The 21,700-nt window shown below is 70.4% G+C and carries 18 protein-coding genes; 16 read left to right on the top strand and 2 right to left on the bottom strand.

Going from position 1 to position 21,700, the window contains the following annotated elements:
* Window position 1: 1 nt before the first annotated feature.
* From AAW13_RS02095 to AAW13_RS02040, 12 genes are all read left to right on the top strand, one after another.
* On the top strand, window positions 2–2,476 hold the full coding sequence (locus AAW13_RS02095) for a SpoIIE family protein phosphatase (protein WP_052768760.1): 2,475 nt from the start codon (window positions 2–4) through the stop codon (window positions 2,474–2,476).
* Window positions 2,469–3,980, top strand: a complete 1,512-nt coding sequence (folC, locus tag AAW13_RS02090) for a bifunctional tetrahydrofolate synthase/dihydrofolate synthase (RefSeq protein ID WP_046734338.1) — start codon at window positions 2,469–2,471, stop codon at window positions 3,978–3,980. Before AAW13_RS02095 ends, folC begins: the two co-directional genes overlap by 8 nt.
* A gap of 2 nt (window positions 3,981–3,982) precedes the next feature.
* The gene (locus AAW13_RS02085; protein ID WP_046734339.1) at window positions 3,983–4,342 is read left to right on the top strand and encodes a DUF4233 domain-containing protein; all 360 of its coding nucleotides are present in this window, start codon (window positions 3,983–3,985) and stop codon (window positions 4,340–4,342) included.
* A gap of 63 nt (window positions 4,343–4,405) precedes the next feature.
* Window positions 4,406–4,819, top strand: a complete 414-nt coding sequence (gene ndk, locus AAW13_RS02080; protein WP_046734340.1) for a nucleoside-diphosphate kinase — start codon at window positions 4,406–4,408, stop codon at window positions 4,817–4,819.
* A gap of 350 nt (window positions 4,820–5,169) precedes the next feature.
* Complete coding sequence (locus tag AAW13_RS02075) at window positions 5,170–6,189, top strand: rod shape-determining protein (protein WP_046734341.1); 1,020 nt, start codon at window positions 5,170–5,172, stop codon at window positions 6,187–6,189.
* A 156-nt stretch (window positions 6,190–6,345) separates the two neighbouring features.
* Window positions 6,346–7,299: a rod shape-determining protein MreC gene (mreC, locus tag AAW13_RS02070; RefSeq protein ID WP_046734342.1), complete on the top strand. Its 954-nt coding sequence runs from the start codon at window positions 6,346–6,348 to the stop codon at window positions 7,297–7,299.
* A gap of 14 nt (window positions 7,300–7,313) precedes the next feature.
* Window positions 7,314–7,991: a rod shape-determining protein MreD gene (gene mreD / locus AAW13_RS02065; protein ID WP_046734343.1), complete on the top strand. Its 678-nt coding sequence runs from the start codon at window positions 7,314–7,316 to the stop codon at window positions 7,989–7,991.
* A gap of 84 nt (window positions 7,992–8,075) precedes the next feature.
* Entirely contained in the window at window positions 8,076–10,325 is a 2,250-nt protein-coding gene (mrdA, locus tag AAW13_RS02060; protein WP_046734344.1) for a penicillin-binding protein 2, read from the top strand.
* Window positions 10,322–11,518, top strand: coding sequence for a rod shape-determining protein RodA (gene rodA / locus AAW13_RS02055; protein ID WP_046734345.1), 1,197 nt, complete (start codon window positions 10,322–10,324; stop codon window positions 11,516–11,518). Before mrdA ends, rodA begins: the two co-directional genes overlap by 4 nt.
* A 136-nt stretch (window positions 11,519–11,654) precedes the next feature.
* On the top strand, window positions 11,655–13,157 hold the full coding sequence (locus tag AAW13_RS02050; protein ID WP_046734346.1) for a CYTH and CHAD domain-containing protein: 1,503 nt from the start codon (window positions 11,655–11,657) through the stop codon (window positions 13,155–13,157).
* Between the two features lie 104 nt (window positions 13,158–13,261).
* The gene (locus AAW13_RS02045; protein ID WP_046734347.1) at window positions 13,262–15,244 is read left to right on the top strand and encodes a TIGR03960 family B12-binding radical SAM protein; all 1,983 of its coding nucleotides are present in this window, start codon (window positions 13,262–13,264) and stop codon (window positions 15,242–15,244) included.
* A 235-nt stretch (window positions 15,245–15,479) separates the two neighbouring features.
* The gene (locus AAW13_RS02040) at window positions 15,480–16,289 is read left to right on the top strand and encodes a S1 RNA-binding domain-containing protein (protein WP_046734348.1); all 810 of its coding nucleotides are present in this window, start codon (window positions 15,480–15,482) and stop codon (window positions 16,287–16,289) included.
* A 284-nt stretch (window positions 16,290–16,573) separates the two neighbouring features.
* Here the strand turns inward: AAW13_RS02040 and AAW13_RS02035 are convergent, their stop codons facing one another.
* The gene (locus AAW13_RS02035; RefSeq protein WP_046734349.1) at window positions 16,574–17,173 is read right to left on the bottom strand and encodes a TetR/AcrR family transcriptional regulator; all 600 of its coding nucleotides are present in this window, start codon (window positions 17,171–17,173) and stop codon (window positions 16,574–16,576) included.
* A gap of 146 nt (window positions 17,174–17,319) precedes the next feature.
* Between AAW13_RS02035 and AAW13_RS02030 the strand changes: the two genes are divergently transcribed.
* The gene (locus tag AAW13_RS02030) at window positions 17,320–17,886 is read left to right on the top strand and encodes an ATP-binding protein (protein ID WP_240528499.1); all 567 of its coding nucleotides are present in this window, start codon (window positions 17,320–17,322) and stop codon (window positions 17,884–17,886) included.
* 71 nt (window positions 17,887–17,957) lie between these two features.
* On the opposite strand, the gene AAW13_RS02025 is transcribed toward AAW13_RS02030, so the two are convergent.
* Entirely contained in the window at window positions 17,958–19,163 is a 1,206-nt protein-coding gene (locus AAW13_RS02025; protein WP_046734350.1) for a cytochrome P450, read from the bottom strand.
* A 322-nt stretch (window positions 19,164–19,485) separates the two neighbouring features.
* Between AAW13_RS02025 and AAW13_RS02020 the strand changes: the two genes are divergently transcribed.
* From AAW13_RS02020 to AAW13_RS02010, 3 genes are all read left to right on the top strand, one after another.
* Window positions 19,486–19,725, top strand: coding sequence for a DUF6400 family protein (locus tag AAW13_RS02020; RefSeq protein WP_046734351.1), 240 nt, complete (start codon window positions 19,486–19,488; stop codon window positions 19,723–19,725).
* 126 nt (window positions 19,726–19,851) lie between these two features.
* On the top strand, window positions 19,852–20,424 hold the full coding sequence (locus tag AAW13_RS02015) for a hypothetical protein (RefSeq protein WP_046734352.1): 573 nt from the start codon (window positions 19,852–19,854) through the stop codon (window positions 20,422–20,424).
* Window positions 20,425–20,627: 203 nt separating this feature from the next.
* On the top strand, window positions 20,628–21,674 hold the full coding sequence (locus AAW13_RS02010) for a polyphosphate kinase 2 family protein (protein ID WP_046734353.1): 1,047 nt from the start codon (window positions 20,628–20,630) through the stop codon (window positions 21,672–21,674).
* The last annotated feature ends 26 nt before the right edge of the window (window positions 21,675–21,700 follow it).

Here is a 21,700-nt window from a genome sequence, read left to right as displayed (position 1 = left end):
GATGCAGCGCCGAACGAAGACACCGCCGCACAGGGGGCTCGTCCCCCTGACGGCCGTCGCGGGCGCCCTGCTCGCCGTCCTCGTGGGCCTGCTCTTCGTGATGCTGGTCTGGGCGATCCAGGACGCGCACGGCTCGCTGCTCTCCGCCCGCGGCGGCAGACCGGCCCTCGACCAGGTCGGGGTGGTGGAGAAGACCGTCCTCGACGTGGAGGCCTCGCAGGAGAGCTACGTCTTCACCCGGCAGGACGGGTTCCTCAGACAGTGGCAGGCCGCGCGGACGGCGTTCCCCGTCCGGGCGCAGCGCCTCGTGGACGTCAGCACGTCCACCGCCCAGCGGCGGCTCGCCCGGGAGATCCGCCAGGCCGGGCAGTCCTTCATCGACGACTACTCGGTCCCGCTGGTGGACGCGGCCCGGCGCGGCGCCCCCGCCGCCCGCGGCGCGGCGCGGACGCTGGAGGGCGAACGGCGCGTCCAGGCGCTCCGGGACCGGCTCTCCCACTACCTCACCGCCGAACGGACCGCCATCGACCGGCGCGAACGCGCCCTGGAAGCCCGCATGCACACGCTGACGGTGGTGGCGTCCGTCGGAGTGGCGGGCGCGACCCTGCTGATCATCGGCTACGGCGCCTACGTGACCCGGGTGATCGTCTGGCCGGTGCGCCGGATGGCGGCCACCGCGACCAGGCTCGCCGCCGGCGACCTGAGCGCCCGGGTGCCGCCCTCCGGGCGGCGGGAGATCGGCCAGCTGGAGTCGGCGTTCAACACCATGGCCGGCTCCCTGGAGAAGAGCCACCGCAGGCTCCGGCTGCTCTACGACGCCGGTACGTCCGTCGGCACCACCCTCGACGTGCGGCGGACCGCCGACGAACTGGTCCGGGTGGCCGTACCCCGGTTCGCCGACTTCGTCACCGTCGACCTGGCGCCCTCCGTCCTGACCGGCGGGGACCCGGCGGACGACGGCGAGGGAGCCCTGCGACGGGTCGCCCGGGGCGGCGTCCGCGACGACCCCCCGCTGGACCCGGCCGACACCCCGGCCGGCCCGCCCCGGCCCGCCCCCGGCAGCGGCGCGGCCCTCCTGCCCGACCTGCGCACCGACCCGGCGGCCTGGGCCGGCGACGAGCAGCGGGCGGCCGCGCTCCTCGCGTACGGCATGGGTTCGCTGATCACCGTGCCGCTGTCGGCGCAGGGCGTGCCGCTGGGCGCCGTCGCCTTCTGGCGCACCAGGGACTCCCCGCCGTTCGAACCGGACGACCTCTCCGACGCCGAGGAACTGGCCGCGAAGACCGCCGCCGCCCTCGACAACGCGCGCCGCTACACCCGGGAGCGCGAGACCGCGCTGGCGCTCCAGCGCAGTCTGCTGCCGCACGGCCTGCCCGAGCGGCCCACCCTCGACTTCGCCTACCGCTACCTCCCCACCGGCACCCGGGCCGGCGTCGGCGGCGACTGGCTCGACGTGATCCCGCTGTCGGGCACCCGGGTGGCCCTGGTCGTCGGAGACGTCGTCGGACACGGCATCCACGCCTCCGCGGCCATGGGCCGGCTGCGCACGGCCGTGCGTACCCTCGCGGACGTCGACCTGCCGCCCGACGAACTCCTCACCCACCTCGACGACCTGGTCATCCACCTCGACGACGGCGCCGGGGACCCCACCGGAGAAGTGGGCTCGACCTGTCTGTACGCCGTGTACGACCCGGTCTCCCGGCACTGCTCCCTGGCCAGCGCCGGCCATCCGCTGCCCTTCGTGATCACCCCCCAGGGGGCCGTGGAGTCCGCCCCGGGGGAGGCCGGGCCGCCGCTGGGGCTCGGCGGGCTGCCGTTCGAGACCACCGAACTCGACCTGCCCACCGGCAGCACGCTCGCCCTGTTCAGCAACGGCCTGGTGCACTCCAGGCACCTGGATCTCGGCCACGGCCTCGACCGGCTGCGCCGTGCCCTGGGATCCGGCGGGCGGTCGCTGGAGGCGACCTGCGACCGGGTGGTGGCGGAACTGCGCAGCGGCGAGCCCGCCGACGACGTGACGCTGCTGCTCGCCCGCACCCACGCCCTGCCCGCCGACCAGGTGGCCACCTGGGAGGTCCGGGCGGACCCCGAGCACGTCGCGACGGCCCGGTCGCTCACCACCGGCCAGCTCGACGCCTGGCAGCTCGGGGAACTGTCGTTCACCACCGAACTGGTCGTCAGCGAACTCGTCACCAACGCCATCCGTTACGGCGGCGCCCCGATCCAGCTCCGCCTCATCCGGGACACCACCATGCTGATCTGCGAGGTCTCCGACGGCAGCAGCACCGCCCCGCACGCCCGCCGGGCCCGGATCCTCGACGAGGGCGGCCGGGGCCTGCTGCTCGTCGCCCAGCTCACCCTGCGCTGGGGCACCCGGCAGACCGCCGCCGGGAAGACGATCTGGTGCGAGCAGCCCCTGCCGACGGCCGAGGCGTACGCGGGCCGGCGCGGCTCCGTAGACTGGTCCCGTGAGTGATCTGCCCCCGCGCGACCCCAACGAGAGCTTCGACGACTTCGACGAGATCATCGAGGCCGAGACGGACCGCGACCCCGATCTCGCGGTGATCGAGGCCGGCAGCCGGACCCTGCGTACCCAGGGCGGCCCGCAGCAGGCCGACGTCCCGGGCCGCCCCGAGGACCCGGAGACCGACCGGGCCCTGCGCGAGGTGGAGGCGGACCTCGCCACCCGCTGGGGCGAGACCAAGCTGGAGCCCTCGGTCGCCCGCATCGCCGCCCTCATGGACGTGCTGGGCGAGCCACAGCGGTCGTACCCCTCGATCCACATCACCGGCACCAACGGCAAGACCTCCACCGCCCGCATGATCGAGGCCCTGCTCGGCGCCTTCGACCTGCGCACCGGCCGCTACACCAGCCCCCACGTGCAGTCGATCACCGAGCGCATCAGCCTCGACGGCGCCCCGGTCTCCGCCGAGCGGTTCATCGAGACGTACCGGGACATCAAGCCGTACGTCGAGATGGTCGACTCCCGGCAGGAGTACCGGCTGTCCTTCTTCGAGGTGCTCACCGGCATGGCGTACGCGGCCTTCGCGGACGCCCCCGTGGACGTCGCCGTCGTCGAGGTCGGCATGGGCGGCTCCTGGGACGCCACCAACGTCATCGACGGTGACGTCGCCGTCGTCACGCCCATCGACCTCGACCACACCGACCGGCTCGGCGGGACCACCGCGGAGATCGCCGGCGAGAAGGCCGGGATCATCAAGCAGGACGCCACGGTCATCCTGGCGCAGCAGCCCGTGGACGCGGCCCAGGTGCTGTTGAAGAAGGCCGTCGAGGTCGACGCCACCGTGGCCCGCGAGGGCCTGGAGTTCGGTGTCGTCGCCCGCCAGGTCGCCGTCGGCGGCCAGCTGCTCACCCTGCGCGGCCTCGGCGGCGAGTACGGCGAGGTCTACCTCCCGCTGCACGGCCCCTACCAGGCCCACAACGCGGCCGTCGCGCTCGCCGCGGTGGAGGCGTTCTTCGGCGTCGGCTCCCAGCGCCCCGAACCCCTCGACATCGACACCGTCCGCAAGGCGTTCGCCGCGGTCTCCTCGCCGGGCCGCCTGGAGGTCGTACGCCGCTCTCCGACCGTCGTCCTGGACGCCGCGCACAACCCGGCCGGCGCCCGCGCCACCGCCGAGGCCGTCGGCGAGGCCTTCGACTTCAGCCGGCTGATCGGCGTGGTCGGGGCGAGCGCCGACAAGAACGTCCGCGGCCTGCTGGAAGCCTTCGAACCGGTCTTCGCCGAGGTCGTGATCACCCAGAACTCCAGCCACCGCGCGATGGACGCGGACGAGCTGGCCGCGATCGCCGTCGAGGTGTTCGGCGAGGACCGCGTCCAGGTCGAACCGCGGCTGCCGGACGCCCTGGAGGCCGCCGTCACCCTGGCCGAGGAGGAGGGCGAGTTCGCGGGCGGCGGTGTGCTCGTCACCGGCTCCGTCATCACCGTGGGCGAGGCCCGACTGCTCCTCGGGAGGGGCTGACCATGCGCACGCTCTGTTCGTCCACCCTGATCGGCGAGTTCTTCGTGATCGGCTTCGCCGCCCTGGTCGCCATGAAGGACCCCGACCTGACCGCCGGCACGGTGTGGCTGGTCAGCGGCATCGCGATGGTCCTGTGCGTGGCACTGTGCGGAGTGATCACCCGGCCCGGCGGCACGGCCCTCGGCTGGGCCCTGCAACTCGCCCTGGTCGCCTCCGGCGTCTTCGTCCCGACCATGTACTTCCTCGGCGCGGTCTTCGCGGGACTCTGGTGGGCGTCGGTGCACTACGGCCGGAAGATCGACGAGGCGAAGGCGCGCTTCGCGGCGCAGGCCGAGGCCTCCTCCGCACCTGACGCTGCGTAACAGGTCCCTGAGGACGCCCTGTAGCCTCTCCTCACCGCACACGTCAGTACCGAAGGAGCCTCCGTGACCCAGCGCACCCTCGTCCTGCTCAAGCCCGACGCCGTCCGTCGCGGCCTGACCGGCGAGATCATCGGCCGTATCGAGCGCAAGGCCGGCTGGCAGATCACCGCGCTGGAGCTGCGCACCCTGGACCGGGCCACCCTGGAGCAGCACTACGGCGAGCACGTCGGCAAGCCGTTCTACGAGCCGCTGGTCGAGTTCATGTCCTCCGGTCCCGTCGTCGCCCTGATCGTCGAGGGCGAGCGGGTCATCGAGGGCATCCGCGCGCTCGCCGGCCCCACCGACCCGATCGCCGCCGCGCCCGGCTCCATCCGCGGCGACTTCGGTGTGATCGTCCGCGAGAACCTGATCCACGCCTCCGACTCCGAGGAGTCCGCCGAACGCGAGGTCAAGATCTTCTTCCCGACCCGCGCCTAGGCCCCGCGGGGCCGGACGGCCCCCGTACGGGACCCGGACGGGACCCGTACGGAGTTTTCGTGGAAGTTTTTGACGCGCTGTCAGTCCGTCGATCCACGTGACCTGGGACGGCCGAACGATTTCGGCCGTCCCTCGGCATATGCGTGCCGATCGGGGGAACGAGTGGCCCCGTCGGACCGTCTCCAGAAGCGAGGCGGCCCCGTACGTGCTGACAATGGCGAAGACCCTCGCGCAGTGTTCGTGCAGGCGCGTCTACGATGGAAGCCTTCACGTCACAGCACCCACTCCGCCGACCTGAAACGCCCTCAAAAGCTCCCGGGAAGGCCAGACGAATCCTGATGGGGAACTCAATGTCGTTCATCGGCCGTGACATGGCTGTCGACCTCGGGACCGCCAACACGCTGGTGTACGTCAGGGGTCGCGGGATCGTACTCAACGAGCCGTCAGTCGTCGCGATCAACACGAACACCGGTGGAATTCTCGCGGTCGGCGCGGAGGCGAAGAAGATGATCGGGCGCACGCCCGGCAACATCGTCGCCGTCCGGCCGCTGAAGGACGGCGTGATCGCCGACTTCGAGATCACCGAGCGGATGCTCCGCTACTTCATCCTGAAGATCCACAAGCGGCGCTACCTCGCGCGCCCGCGCGTGGTCGTGTGCGTGCCGTCCGGCATCACCGGTGTCGAGCGCCGCGCGGTCATCGAGGCCTCGTCACAGGCCGGTGCCCGCCAGGTGCACATCATCGAGGAGCCCATGGCCGCCGCCATCGGCTCCGGCCTGCCGGTTCACGAGGCCACCGGCAACATGGTGGTCGACATCGGCGGCGGCACCACGGAGGTCGCGGTCATCTCGCTCGGCGGCATCGTCACCGCCCAGTCCATCCGCGTCGCCGGCGACGAACTGGACAACGCGATCATCCAGCACATCAAGAAGGAGTACAGCCTCCTCCTCGGTGAGCGGACCGCCGAACAGATCAAGATCACGATCGGTTCCGCGTACGAACTCGACTCCGACGAACACACCGAGATCCGCGGCCGCGACCTGGTGTCCGGGCTGCCGAAGACCGTGGTCATCTCGGCCGCCGAGGTCCGCAAGGCGATCGAGGAACCCGTCAACGCGATCGTCGACGCGGTCAAGACCACCCTCGACAAGTGCCCGCCGGAGCTGTCCGGCGACATCATGGACAGGGGAATCGTTCTGACCGGCGGCGGAGCCCTGCTGCGCGGTCTGGACGAGCGGCTGCGCCGCGAGACCGGTATGCCCATCCACATCGCCGAGGACCCGCTGGACAGCGTGGCGCTCGGTTCCGGCAAGTGCGTCGAGGAGTTCGAGGCCCTCCAGCAGGTCCTCGACGCCCAGCCGCGCAGATGAGGTAACTCTTCGATTCCGCCGTACGAGATGATCTCCTCTCGTGCGGCGGATCGTTGATATAGAGGCATAAGCTCACACAAAACGAGCGCTGCTTCCCCAACACCCCATACGACGAAGCTCCCCAAGTTCCTATCGAGGAAGGCACGGCCGCCGCACGTGAGGGACACGAAAGAGAGCCGGCTGCTCCTGGTCCTGCTGATCGCCATCGCGTTCGCGCTGATCACGGTGGACATCCGAGGGGGCCGGAACTCCCCGGTCGACGGCGCCCGGCAGGCCGCCGCCGCGGTCTTCGGCCCGATCGAGAACGGCATGTCGACGGTGGTGGACCCGGTGGGCAACGCCGTCTCCGCCATCCGCGACTCCGGCGACCGGCACGACCGCCTCGCCCGGCTGGAGAACCAGAACGCGGCCCTCAAGGCGAAACTCGGCAGCGACGACCGCAACCGCAGCCGCCTGGCACAGCTCGACAAGATGCTGAACATCGCCGCGGAGGGCCAGTACGGCATCAAGGGCGCCCAGGTCATCGCCATAGGGTCGGCGCAGGGCTTCTCCTGGACCATCACCATCGACGTCGGCTACAACGACGGCATCAAACGGGACATGACCGTCCTCAACGGCAGCGGTCTCGTCGGCCGCGTCACCACGGTCGGCCCGGACGCCTCCACCGTGCTGCTCGCCAACGACCCCGACTTCACCGTCGGCACCCGCATGGAGGGCAGCGACGAACTCGGCTTCGCCTCCGGACAGGGCGACCGCCCCCTGCGCGTCGAACTCCTCAACGGCAAGGCCGAGGTGAAGAAGGGCGACCGGCTCGTCACCTTCGGCTCGCAGGCCGACAAGCCCTTCGTGCCCGGCGTCCCGGTCGGCACCGTCACGAGCGTCGACCCCTCCAACGGCGGCCTCACCCGCACCCTGTACGTCACGCCGTTCGTGTCCTTCACCAAGCTCGACGTCGTCGGCGTGGTCGTCCAGGCACCCAAGAAGGACCCACGCGACGAAGTGCTCCCGGCCAAACCGAAACCCACCCCGACCCCGACGGTGACCGTCACGGTCACCCCGTCCGCGTCCGCTGACGCGAACGGGACCGACACCAACGGCGAGCAGCAGTAGGAGCTGAATCCCCCATGCGCGTCAACCGGATCCTGCTCTCCTCCGCCCTCGTCGTCGTCGCCCTGGTGATCCAGGTGAGCGTCCTCGCCCGCCTGCACCTGCCGGGCGCCGTCCCCGACCTGATGCTCCTCACCGTCCTCGGCCTCGCCATGGTCTACGGCCATGTGGGCGGCGCCCTCGTCGGCTTCGGCGCCGGACTGCTCGCCGACCTCGCCCCGCCCGCCGACCACGCGGCCGGCCGCTACGCCCTCGTGCTGTGCGTCGTCGGTTACTTCGCGGGCCTCATCAAGCCCGAGAACGGCCGCCTCAAGTCCGCGACCGGCCCCATGCTCGTCGTGGTCGCCGCCGCCGTCGGCTCCACGCTGCTGTACGCGGGCGTCGGCGCCCTCGTCGGCGACACCGCCGCCCGGCACGTCGGCATGACCAGCCTGCTGATCACGGCCGCCCTGTACGACCTGCTGCTCGCCCCGTTCGTGGTCCCCGGCGTCATGGCCCTGGCCCGCCGCGCCGACAACGACCCCCTCGCGGAGGCCAACTCCGGTACCAAGGCCGGGAACGTCTCCTCGGGCTGGATCTCCTCCGGCACCGGACTGCGCATCGGCGGCCAGCGCGGCGGCCTCGGCTCGCTGAAGGCCAGGGCCCGCACCCGCACCGTCCGGGTCGGCCGCATCAAGGGGGTCAAGCGCCTGTGAGCACGGCGGAGTTGGGCGACGGAGCCATTCACAGCTCCGTCGTATATGACACGTACACACACCGCTGAGAGGGGGAGCAGCCCAGTGACCAACATTCCCGAGACCGGCCGGACCCCACGGGTCCAGATCCGGCTCGTCGTCATCCAGATCCTCGTCCTCTCGCTGCTCGGCACCCTCGGCGGCCGCCTGTGGTACCTCCAGATCCGTGAGGGCTCCGAGTACCAGAAGGAGGCCTCCGGCAACCACGTCCAGCAGGTCGTCGACCCCGCCGTGCGCGGCTCGATCCTGGACGCCCGCGGAGTGCCCCTCGCCGACAACGAGACCCGCCTCGTGGTCTCCGCCTCCCGTACCGACCTGCTCAAGCAGAAGGACGACGGCAAGGCGGTCCTCACCAAGCTCGCGGGCGTCCTCGGGATGAAGCCCGAGGAGGTCGTGCAGAAGGTCCGCCTCTGCGACGCCAAGACCCCCCAGCCCTGCTGGAACGGTTCGCCGTACCAGCCGATCCCGATCACCGACGAGGCCACCGCCAAGCAGGCCCTTCAGATCCGCGAGCGCTCCGAGGACTTCCCCGGCATCACCGCCGAGCCCGAGGCCGTGCGCCGCTACCCGGCCCCCGGCAAGGCCCACACCGCCCAGGTCCTCGGCTACCTCTCCCCGGTCACCGACGACGAGATCCAGCAGGCCAAGGACACCTCCTCGCCCTACCTGCGCTCCGACATGGTCGGCCGCTCGGGGCTCGAGCGCGAGTACGACAAGGAACTGCGCGGCAAGGCCGGCGTCACCCGCTACGAGGTCGACAACCTCGGCCGCGTCATCGGCAAGGCCAAGTCCGACGCCGCCGAACCCGGCGCCAACCTGGTCACCAGCATCGACTCCCGCGTCCAGCGGGTCGCCGAGTACGAACTGGACAAGGCGATGAAGGTCGCCCGCCAGCAGTACGACAAGATCACCCAGGAGAACTACAAGGCGGACTCCGGTGCCGTCGTCGTGATGGAGGCCAAGACCGGCCGGATCGTCGCCATGGCCTCCGCGCCCGACTACGACCCCAACGTCTGGGTCGGCGGCATCTCCGGCAAGGACTACAAGGCCCTCACCGGCAAGAACTCCGACTACCCGCTGCTCAACCGGGCCATACAGGGTCAGGCCGCGCCCGGTTCGACGTTCAAGGTGGTCTCCACCGCGGCCGCCGTCCAGGCCGGCTACGTGTGGGACGGCGGCTACCCCTGCACCAGCTCCTACTCGGTCGGCGGCCAGGTCTTCAAGAACTTCGAGGGCGAGAACTTCGGCCCGATCTCGCTCGGCCGGGCCCTCGAGGTCTCCTGCGACACCGTCTTCTACGGCCTCGCCGACCGCGAGTGGAAGAAGGACGGCGGCATCAACCCGAAGAAGGGCGAGCCGAAGGACTGGTTCTTCAAGACCGCCCACCAGTTCGGCCTCGGCAAGGAGACCGGCGTCGACCTGCCCAACGAGGTCACCGGCCGGGTCCCCGACCGCCAGTGGAAGCTCGACTACTGGAAGGCCAACAAGGACGCCTGGTGCAAGTCCGGCAAGAAGGACGGCACCTACGTCGAGAAGATCGAGTACGAGAACTGCCTCGAAGGCAACAAGATGCGCGAGGGCGACGAGATCAACTACTCCATCGGCCAGGGCGACACCCTCGTCACGCCGATCCAGGAGGCCATGATCTACGGCGCCGTGGCCAACGGCGGCACCGAGTACCAGCCGACCATCGGCAAGGCCGTCATCAGCGCCGACGGCAAGACCGTCCAGGAGATCAAGCCCAAGGCGGTCCGCAAGCTGCCCGTCAGCCAGGCCACCCTCAAGGGCATGGACGACGCCTTCGCGGGCGTCATCACCCGCGGTACCGCCGCCTGGAAGTTCGGCGGCTGGCCGCAGGACAAGATCGCCCTGCACGGCAAGACCGGTACCGCCGAGGTCTACGGCAAGCAGACCACGTCCTGGCTGGCCACCTACAGCAAGGACTACACGGTCATCATGACCATCGCCCAGGCCGGTACCGGTTCCGGTGCCTCCGGCGAGGCGGTCCGCAACATCTACAGCGCGCTGTACGGCGTCGGCGCCGACGGCTCCATCGACAAGAACAAGGCGCTGCTCTACACCCCGCAGAAGGGCCTGCCGAAGGTCCGCACGGACGGCACCATCGCCGCCCCGAAGGTCTCCAAGGACCCGGTCAAGGACTTCCAGGCCTCCCAGCAGGGCGACAAGCAGGACGACGGCCAGACCCCGGCCGCCACCACGGCCTCACCGTCGACGGGCAACCGCAACACCCGCAGGCGACCGCGCAGGCGGGGAAGCCGGAGGATGCTCACATGACCGGCAACAGCTTCTCCGTCTCCGGGTACGGCCCGGCGCGGGCCGGCTGGACCCGGGTCTTCGCCCGGGACTCGCTGGCCCGCCGCCTGGACTGGCCGATGCTGCTGGCGGCGATCGCCCTGTCCCTGCTGGGCTCGCTGCTGGTCTACTCGGCGACCCGCAACCGCACCGAGATCAACCAGGGCGACCAGTACTACTTCCTGCTGCGGCACCTGATGAACACCGGCATCGGGCTCGCCCTGATGATCGGCACCATCTGGGTCGGCCACCGCCAGCTGCGCAACGCCGTACCGATCCTCTACGGCCTCTCGCTGGCCGGCATCCTCGCGGTGCTCACCCCGCTGGGCGCCACCATCAACGGCAGCCGCAACTGGATCGTCCTCGGCGGCGGCTTCTCGCTCCAGCCCGCCGAGTTCGTGAAGATCACGATCATCCTGGGCATGGCGATGATACTGGCGGCGCGGGTCGACGCCGGTGACAAGAAGTACCCCGACCACCGCACCGTCCTCCAGGCCCTGGGCCTGGCCGCGGTGCCGATCCTGATCGTGCTGCTCATGCCCGACCTCGGCACGGTCCTGGTCATGGTGACGATCATCCTCGGCGTGCTGCTCGCCTCCGGCGCCTCCAACCGCTGGGTCTTCGGCCTGCTCACCGCCGGTGTGATCGGCTGCGTCGCGATCTGGCAGCTGCACATCCTGGACGAGTACCAGATCGCCCGCTTCGCCGCCTTCGCCAACCCGAGCCTCGACCCGGCCGGCGTCGGCTACAACACCAACCAGGCCCGGATCGCCATCGGCTCCGGCGGCCTGACCGGCGCGGGACTCTTCCACGGCTCCCAGACCACCGGCCAGTTCGTGCCCGAGCAGCAGACCGACTTCGTCTTCACGGTCGCGGGGGAGGAACTGGGCTTCGTCGGCGCGGGCCTGATCATCCTGCTCATCGGGATCATCCTGTGGCGCGCCTGCCGTATCGCCCGCGAGGCGACCGAGCTGTACGGCACGATCGTCGCGGCCGGGATCGTGGCCTGGTTCGCGTTCCAGGCGTTCGAGAACATCGGGATGACCCTCGGGATCATGCCGGTCACCGGCCTCCCGCTGCCGTTCGTCTCGTACGGCGGCTCGTCGATGTTCGCGGTCTGGGTGGCGGTGGGGCTGCTCCAGTCGATCAGAGCCCAGCGGCCCATGTCCGCATAGGAGAAGTGGTTCGGGGAACCCACTGGGGTGAGGGCGTCCGTCGTGGCGTGTTCACCCCAGCCGCACTCCCGGTCCCCCTCTGATTCACCCACTGTTACCTCTGCCCTCGCGGCGGCCGGACGATTAGATTCAGTTCATGGCGGATACGAAGCGTGAAATCGAGCGCAAGTACCAGTCCGACGACAGTGGCCTGCCCGACCTGACCGGGGTCGCCGGCGTGGCCGGCGTCCTCGACAAGGGCACCACGGAACTCGACGCGACCTACCACGACACCTCGGACCTGCGGCTGGCCACGGCCGGCATCACCCTGCGCCGCCGCAAGGGCGGCAGCGACGCCGGCTGGCACCTGAAACTCCCCGTCGCCCCCGGCGTCCGGGACGAGATCCACTCCCCCCTCGCGGACACCGTCCCCGACGAACTCGCCGCCCTGGCCCGCTCCCGGGTCCGCGAGGGCCAACTGGTCCCCGTGATCCGCCTGCGCACCACACGCGACGTACAGAACCTCGTCGACGCCAAGGGGCATCTCCTCGCCGAGGTGAGCGTGGACCGGGTCCGCGCCGACCGGCTCTTCGGCGGCAAGGGCACCGCCCAGTGGACCGAGATCGAGGTCGAACTCGCCGACGGCGGCGACCCGGCCTTCCTCGACAAGGCGGAGAAACGGTTGCGCAAGGCGGGCGTACGACGCTCCGACTCCCCGTCGAAACTCGCCCGGGCCCTCGCCGAGACCCAGGGCGGCAAACCGCACCCCGAGCCGGCCCCCGGCAAGCCCGTCACCGCGGGCGACCACGTCCTCGCCTACGTGCGCGCCCAGCGGGACGCCATCGTCGCCCTCGACCCCGCCGTCCGCCTGGACACCGAGGAGGGCGTGCACGACATGCGGGTCGCCACCCGCCGGCTGCGCAGCACGTTCCGCTCCTTCGGCAAGGTGCTCGACCGGAAGATCACCGACCCGGTCGCCGCCGAGCTGAAATGGCTGGCCGGTGAACTGGGCGTGGGCCGCGACCTGGAGGTCCTCGCCGAACGCCTCACCGCCGCCCTCGCCGACGTACCCCCCGCCCTGGTCTCAGGACCCGTCCACGACCGCCTGCGGGCCTGGGCCGACGCCGGCGAGCGCGGCTCCCGGCACCGGCTGCTCGGCGTCCTGAACTCCCGCCGCTACCTCGACCTCCTCGACACCCTCGACACCCTGATCGTCGACCCGCCCCTGCTGAAGGCGGCGGCGAAGAAACCAGGGAAGGTGCTCACCAAGGCCGTACGCAAGGACTTCGCCAAGGTCGCCCACCTGATCGAGACCGCCATGGCCGAGCCCCGCGGCCACGACCGCGACCTGGGCCTGCACGAGGCCCGCAAGAAGGCCAAGCGCACCCGCTACGCCGCCGAAGCGGCCCGCCCCGCCCTCGGCAAACCGGCGAAGGACCTGGTCAAATCCATGAAGTCGCTCCAGTCCCGGCTCGGCGAACACCAGGACAGCGTGATGGCCCGCGAGACCGTACGGGAACTGTCCGCCGTCGCGCACGCGGCCGGCGAGAGCGCGTTCACCTACGGACTGCTCTACGGCCGCGAGGAACAGCGGGCCGCCGACGTGGAGGCCCGGATCCCGGACGCCTGGAAGAAGACCAGGAAGACGGCGCACGTCTGAGCGGACGTACGGGGGACACCGCCGGGCACGTTAGGCTAGATGGTCACCCTCCCCCCAGCCTCACGGCCGGGGGTGCCCCCAGTCAGCTCACAAAGGTCCGCGAGATGCCTGCCGAAGCCGCAGCCCACGTCGCCGAGTCTGTGTTCCCGCAGCTGGAAGCTCTGCTCCCGCACGTGCAGAAGCCGATCCAGTACGTCGGCGGAGAGCTCAACTCCACGGTCAAGCCGTGGGAGTCCTGCGACGTCCGCTGGGCGCTCATGTACCCGGACGCCTACGAGGTCGGCCTGCCCAACCAGGGCGTCATGATCCTCTACGAGGTCCTCAACGAGCAGGAGGGCGTCCTCGCCGAGCGCACCTACAGCGTGTGGCCGGACCTCGAGGCGCTGATGCGCGAACACCGCGTCCCGCAGTTCACGGTCGACAGCCACCGCCCGGTGAAGGCCTTCGACGTCTTCGGCCTGTCCTTCTCCACCGAGCTCGGCTACACCAACATGCTCACGGCCCTGGACCTCGCGGGCATCCCCCTGGAGTCCAAGGACCGCACCCTCGACGACCCGATCGTCCTCGCGGGCGGCCACGCGGCCTTCAACCCCGAACCGATCGCGGACTTCATCGACGCGGCGATCATCGGCGACGGCGAGCAGGCCGTCCTCGACATGACGAGGATCATCCGGGACTGGAAGGCGGAGGGCCGCCCCGGCGGCCGCGAGGAGGTCCTCTTCCGCCTCGCGAAGACCGGCAGCGTCTACATCCCGGCCTTCTACGACGTCGAGTACCTCCCCGACGGCCGTATCGCCCGCGTGGTCCCCAACAAGTCGGGCGTCCCGTGGCGCGTGTCCAAGCACACCGTCATGGACCTCGACGAATGGCCCTACCCCAAGCAGCCCCTCGTCCCGCTCGCCGAGACGGTCCACGAACGCATGTCCGTGGAGATCTTCCGCGGCTGCACCCGCGGCTGCCGCTTCTGCCAGGCCGGCATGATCACCCGCCCGGTCCGCGAGCGCTCCATCACCGGCATCGGCGAGATGGTCGACAAGGGCCTCAAGGCGACCGGCTTCGAAGAGGTCGGCCTCCTTTCCCTCTCCTCCGCCGACCACTCCGAGATCGGCGACATCGCCAAGGGCCTGGCCGACCGCTACACCGAGGACAAGATCGGCCTCTCCCTGCCCTCCACCCGCGTCGACGCCTTCAACATCGACCTGGCCAACGAACTCACCCGCAACGGCCGCCGCTCCGGCCTGACCTTCGCCCCCGAAGGCGGCTCGGAACGCATCCGCAAGGTCATCAACAAGATGGTCTCCGAGGACGACCTGATCCGCACCGTCTCGACGGCCTACGGCAACGGCTGGCGCCAGGTGAAGCTGTACTTCATGTGCGGCCTGCCCACCGAGACCGACGACGACGTCCTCCAGATCGCTGACATGGCGACGAAGGTCATCGCCAAGGGCCGCGAGGTCTCCCGCTCCAACGACATCCGCTGCACGGTGTCCATCGGCGGCTTCGTCCCCAAGCCCCACACCCCCTTCCAGTGGGCCCCGCAGCTCTCCGCCGAGGAGACCGACGCCCGCCTGGAGAAGCTGCGCGACAAGATCCGCGGCGACAAGAAGTACGGCCGCTCGATCGGCTTCCGGTACCACGACGGCAAGCCCGGCATCGTCGAGGGCTTGCTCTCCCGCGGCGACCGCCGCATCGGCGCGGTCATCCGCGCGGTCTACGAGGACGGCGGCCGCTTCGACGGCTGGCGCGAGCACTTCTCCTACGACCGCTGGATGGCCTGCGCCGACAAGTCCCTCGCCCCCTTCGGCGTGGACGTCGACTGGTACACCACCCGCGAGCGCACCTACGAGGAGGTCCTGCCCTGGGACCACCTCGACTCCGGCCTCGACAAGGACTGGCTCTGGGAGGACTGGCAGGACGCCCTCGACGAGACGGAGGTCGAGGACTGCCGCTGGACCCCCTGCTTCGACTGCGGGGTGTGCCCGCAGATGGACACCAGCATCCAGATCGGCCCGACCGGCAAGAAGCTGCTGCCTCTGACGGTCAAGAACGCGGGTCCGACGCCGGCTTCGAGCGGTCACACGCACTGAGGTGAGTGAGGCACTCGATCGGGTGATTGAGGCGCTGGCGGGGGTGAGCGAGGAGGACGTGGCTGGACTGGAGGAGGACGTGGCTGGACTGATGGCCGCTTTGAGTACTTCACTCCCGCGTCCATCGGTGCCATCGCTCTCTTCCCGTACGCCTCTGCCCGTGCGGGGGAGCAGCGCAGTCATTGAGTCCGAGGTGGAGTGGGTTTAGCGGTCCCTCTGTGTGAGCCTTCGCGATATGGGGGATGCGTCGGCTGGAGGGGGCGTCCGTAGGTTTCTGGCAGCGATCGGTGTCGGGGACGTGTGTCATGGGACGGTCGTCGGGGTTTCCCGGTCCGGGATCCAGGTGGTCCTGGACGGCTTCACCGACCGGCCGCTCGGCACGGTGGGGCCGTTGGAGGGTTCCTGGCGCCGGCGCTTCGCCGACGTCGCTGTGGTCGGACAGAGGATCGCCGGCGAGGTGACGGCGGTGGACGAGGGCGGGGTGCGGCTTTCGGTGGCGGCCATTGAGAATCCGGAGCTCTGGGCGTTCCTCAAGGGGCTTCGTCCTGGTGAGCGCTTGGCCGGCACGGTGGCGGCGATCGAGTCGTTCGGGGTCTTCGTGGCGCTGGACGAGGGGCCTGAGCATCCGGTGTTTCCCGGCGTCGGCTTCATCACGTATCCCGAGCTGTCCTGGCGTCATTTCGAGGCCGCTTGCGACGTCGTCGAGGTCGGGCAGCGGGTGGTGTGCGAGTTCTTGCAGTTCGACGACTGGAACGGGGAGGCTCGGCTGTCCCTGCGGGCGATGGAGCCGGATCCCTTTCTGGGGTTCGCCGACGGCATCGTGGTGGGACAGAGGCTGAGTGGGCGGGTGACGAGGCTGGTCCCGTTCGGTGTCTTTGTGGAGGTCGCCGACGGCATCGAGGGCATGGTGCATCTGTCCGAGCTGAGCCCGGTGCCCGTGTCCGCGCCGGAGGAAGTCGTACAGGTCGGCGATGAGCTGACGGTCGTCGTCGTGGATGTCGACCGGGAGCGGCGCCGGTTGTCGCTCTCCCGGCGGCAAGCCTGAGCGGTTGTGGTACGGACCGCGCCCGCAGATGGACACCAGCATCCAGCGGCCCGACCGGCAAGAAGCTCCTGCCGCTCACGGTGAAGAACGCGGCGCCGGCGCCGAGCGGACACGCTCACTGACAGTGTGCGAGCCGTAGAGGCGCGGGGCGAACGGTGCGGGCGGGGCGAACGGTGCGGGCGGGGCGGCCGGGATGATCGGCGGGCTGTGTCGTTGACGTCTGGCGCGCCCGGCGGTCCTGCCGGCGGAGCCGGGCTGGCCGTCGGGTCGTCAGGCCGGGGTCGTCAGGCCGTGGTGTGCCAGCCGGGCTCCAGGCAGTCGAGGAGGGTACGGAAGGCCCTCTGGGTCTCGTCCCACGTGCCGTTCGCCAGCGGGGTGATCACGAGGCCGAGGGTGGCGCCGACCAGGAGCGTGGCCTGTGCCCGCGCGCGGTCCTGTGTCATGCCGAGGTCGCGGAAGACCGAGGTGAGCAGGGTCGTCCATTCCGTGACGACGTCGTGCATGACGGGCCCGTAGCGGTCCGGGTGCAGCACGCTGGCGCTCATGATCTCCAGGTAGAGGGGGAGCGCGGCGCGTACCTCGGGGTCGCCGAACTGCTGCCACACCTCCTCCATGAAGCGGCGCAGGCCCGCAGGGTCCGTGGGCGGGCCCACGGCCTTCAGCAGCTCGCGGCTGCGCAGGAAGGGCCGGCGCTCGTAGACGCCGAGGGCCTCCGCGACCATCCGCTCCTTCGTGCCGAAGTAGTACAGGAGCATGCGGTCGCTGGTCCCCAGGGCTCTGGCCAACGGGCGCAGGGACAGGTCCGTCAGCCCGTTGCGCATGACGTACGCACGGACCTGCTCCAGGAGATCGCGACGCTTGGCCGGATCGGGTCGGCGGGGCATGGCGGCTCCCGGACGGGTGAGGATCGAATGGCTCCACGGATGCCGGTAAAGGGTGGTTTTATAGTGTTTTTACTGTAGCAATGGTTACATCTTTGCGGGATGTAGCGACTGCTACGTGCCGGCTGCCACAGAAGGGACTGATCGTCATGGCCACCCGGGCCATCGGCTTCCGCATCGGCTACCGCGTCGGCTTCCAGCGGGGAGGACGGCCACTCGCCGCCGACACGCCCTCGCGGCTCGCCCGGCAGTGGGCGCTGTGGTCCCGGATGCTCGCGCCGCTGCGACCGCTGGACGCGCCGCGCGGCCGCGTTACGGCCCAGGACGCCTCCTGGCCGCTGCGGCGGGAACTGACCTCCGTGCGCCGGGCCCGCCGACTGGTGACCGCGCAACTCGGCGAGTGGGGCGCTCACGAGCTCACCGACACCGCCGAGCTGCTGGTCAGCGAACTGGTCACCAACGCCCTGCGGCACACCCGCGGTGCGCTCAGGCTCAACGTGCAGCTGCGCCACTCCCGCCTGCTGTGCGAGGTGGAGGACACGGAGACCGCCTCTCCCGTCCGCGCCGTCGCCGACGCGGACGCGGAGAACGGCCGGGGCATCGAACTCCTCGACCTGCTCGCGGACTCCTGGGGCAGCGTCCGTACCGCCACCGGCAAGACCATGTGGTTCGAGCTGCGAGCCGACGACGGCCCCGGCGCGGTCCGGGAACCGTGAGGACGGCGACGACGGCAACGGCGGTGACGACGGTGACGGCGGTGACGGCGGCGGTCTGAGGGCCCTCGCGGCTACCAGGTCACCGGCAGCTCCAGCGGGAACCGTCTGATCGTCTCCGTGTCCCACCGCAGCCGTTCCGGCGGCACCGCGAGCCGCAGGCCGGGGAACCGCTCCACCAGGCGGCCGACGGCCACCTCGAGTTCCGCCATGGCCAACGGCATCGCGATGCACCGGTGTCCGCCCCAGCCGAAGGTCATGTGCGGAGCGCTGGGCCGGCCCAGGTCGATGACGTGCGGGTCCGGATAGCGTTCCGGGTCGCGGTTGGCCGTCAGGTACGACACGTGCACGAAGTCGCCCGCCCTGATCCGCGCGCCGTCCAGCTCCACGTCCTCGAGCGCCACGCGGGGGATGCCGACGCCCTTGCGGAACGGGATGCAGCGGAGTAGTTCGTGCACGACGTCGGTCAGGGTCTCCGGCTGCTCCGCGAGGTGCCGCATCAGCTCGGGGCGGGTCAGGAGCAGGTAGACGATGTTGCTGATCTGGCAGGTCGCCGTGTCCTGCCCGCTGAGTGCCAGCGTCAGCGTCATGACGGCCAGTTCCCTGTCGTCGAGCTGTTCCTCACCCTCCCGCGCCGCGGCCATCACACTGATCAGGTCGGTGCCGGGGGAGTCGCGGCGCAGCCGGACGAGGTCGGCGAAGTAGTCCGTCAGCTCGGCCTTCGCCGTCGCCGCGGCCTCCTTGTTGCCCGCGCCGACGACGAGCAGCCGGTGCACGGACTCCTCGATCCGCGGCCACTCCTCCCTCTCGATACCGAGGAGGTCCAGCACGGCGTGCTGGGGGAGCTTGTCGGACAGGTGCGTGACCACGTCCGCCGGCGGTCCCTCCCGCTCCATGTCGTCCAGCAGGCGGTCAGCGAGCCGCACGATCCGGTGCCGCATGCCGTCGACCTGCTGCTGCGTGAAGGCCTGCGAGGCCAGGTGGCGCACCCGGCTGCTGTGCGGCGGGTCCATCACGTTGATCGACTCCGGCGAGACGATGGGCTCCGGCGTCATCCGCGGGTAGTCGTGACCGATGATGCCCGCCCTGCTGAACCTCGGGTCGGTGGTCACCTGCTTGACGGAGTCGAACCCGGTGATCAGCCAGGCGTCCGCGGCGCCGTAGGGGAGCCGGATGCGCGCCGGGGCACGGCGGCCCATCAGATCCGCGAGCGCCGGGTCGAAGTCGAGCGCTTCGCTGAAGTCGAACGGGCAGATGTCTGTCTCGTTGTCCGCGGCCATCAGCCGGTTCCTCCAGGCATGGGTACGACGGTGGTGGTGTCCGGGCGGGGTTTCGTCGGGGAGGTGGTTGCGTCGGCGTTGCAGGGGCTCCTCGCAGGATGCAAGCACGCGCGACGCCGTGCACCGCCGACCGGCACAGTTGCACCCGGCCAGGTGGGCTAACACCGCGGGTTGGTCCGGCACGCGGGGTCGGCTCGGGGTCGGCTCGGGGTCGGCTCGGGGTCGGCTCGGAGTCGGCTGAGGGGGCGGGCGGAGCGCGGACGGCTGTGATGTCTCCCACGAGGTCTTGTCGGGGCCGGACGGACTACCTAAATTCGGTCATATGTCCGACCAAGATTCCGCCCTTCCCACTGAGCCGGTCGAGTTCTCCGTCGATCTCACCGGGCACGAGCTGACCCGGCGCGCCCACGTCATGAACGCGCTCGGCGCCGAGTGGGACCCCGTCGAAGTGATGCGGGGCGAGGAGGAGGCGTACGACATGCTGTACTCCGGACTCGACGAGGAGCAGCAGCGGCTGTACGACTCGCTGGTCGAGGCCGGCGTACTGCCCCGGCGCGGCTGAGGGCCGACGCGCCCCTGACCTGACGGCTCTGAGGCCAGGCGTGCGCCATGCGCCGTGTGTGTGCGCCGGTGCCGACGTGCCGGTGCGGTGTTTGCGCCGACGACGGGTGACGGCCACCGTGGACGGGTGATCCTCGTTCCGGGCTGGTTGTGGCGGCGGAGCCCGGTGAGCCGGGGCGCGGCCGTCGGCCTCGCCGCCGGTGTCCTCTGCGCGGCCTTCGTCCTCGTCGAGTCGGGATCACGGGCCGGCGCCCTGGTGGTGCTCGTGGCGCTGAGCCCGTTCCACGGAGTCCGGGCGGCCCGCCGTATGAACCGGATCTGGCCCGACGCGGGAAGCCTGAACGACACCGGCCGGGCGACCGTCGTACGCGCCACGCGGCGGGGCGAAGCCGTCGCGGACCCCCGGCTGACACCTCACGTCGTCGCCTACGCGGCCGGTCTGCGAAGGGCCGCCGAGGACGACCGGCCGCGCCGCACGGTCGTCCTGGTGGTCACCGTGCTCGCGGTCGTTCTCGCCTGCTACGACACCGTGCGCGGCGCCACCGGCGAGATGATCGCCTCCTGGCTGGCGGTCGGGCTCCTCCTGACCGACCTGCTGTGGTGGCCCCGCCGCCGGGCCGCGCTGCTGGCCAGGGCCGCCCGCGCGGCCGCGTCGGCCCCCCGCCCGCCGGACCCGGATCGCCCGGCGGGCGCCCCCTGAGCCGTTCCCGCTTCTCGTGTCCGGCGCCGGAACCACCCGGCAAGGGTGAGGCGGCTCGTACCGCCCCGCCGGATGCTGCTGGGGAGCGGCCCCCGGCCGCCGGGACGGCCGACACGGCCGTGCGACCGGGCGGACTACGCGACCGGGCGGACCACGCGACCGGGCGGACCACGCGACCGGGCGGACGAAGGGACGAACCGACGATGGGCGACGGAGCCGAACGCGACGAGCGGGCGGAGCGCATAGCGCAGTTCATCGAGCCGCTGCTGGTCGAACCCGGGACCAAGGTGCGACTGGCCGACGACTTCGACCCCGCCTACAGAGGGGGCATCCGCAAGAAGAAGGACGGCGTCGAACTCCTCCGCAGCGGCACCGAACTGCTCGCCGACTACCAGCGGAGGCTGGCCGCCCAGGACACCTACGGGGTGCTGTTGTGCCTGCAAGCGCTGGACGCCGGCGGTAAGGACGGCACCATCCGCCACGTCATGAGCGGAGTGAACCCGCAGGGCGTGCGCGTCTCCAGCTTCAAGGTGCCCTCGAACGAGGAACTCGACCACGACTACCTGTGGCGCTACTCCCGCGAGCTGCCCCAGCGCGGCGAGATCGGCATCTTCAACCGTTCCCACTACGAGGAAGTGCTCGTCGTGCGGGTCCACCCGGAGAACCTGCGCCGCCAGAAGCTGCCCGACGCGGCACGCGGCAAGGACGTCTGGGAGCGACGGTACCGGGAGATCAACGACTGGGAGCGCTATCTCAGCGACAACGGCTTCAGGCTCGTGAAACTGTTCCTGAATCTGTCGAAGGAAGAACAGCGCACCCGTTTCCTCAAACGTATCGACGTTCCCGAACGGAACTGGAAGTTCTCGTCGGCCGACGTACGCGAACGGGCCCGGTGGGACGACTACCAGCGGGCGTTCTCCAAGATGCTGTCCGCGACCAGCACGCCATGGGCGCCCTGGTACGTCGTTCCCGCCGACCACAAGTGGTTCGCCCGGGTCTGCGCGGCTGCCGTGCTCGCGCACACCCTCATCGACATCGACCCCCAGTACCCACGCGTCAGCGCCGAGACCAGGCGTGAACTGGCCGACGTCAGGCGCGAACTGGAGGCGGAGGCACCCGACGCCAACAAGAAGAACAGCAAGAAGAACAGCAAGAGCAACAGCAAGAACAACAGCGAGAACAACAGCAGGAACAACAACAAGAAGAGCAGCAAAAAGAAGAAGGCCGGCAGCAAGAAGCACGGCAGTTAGTGGGAGTGCGAGGGACGGGGGCCGGG

The sequence above is a fragment of the Streptomyces humi genome (assembly GCF_001005085.2).
GTDB classification, from domain to species: domain Bacteria; phylum Actinomycetota; class Actinomycetes; order Streptomycetales; family Streptomycetaceae; genus Streptomyces; species Streptomyces humi.
This window is presented reverse-complemented; position numbering and strand designations above follow the sequence as displayed.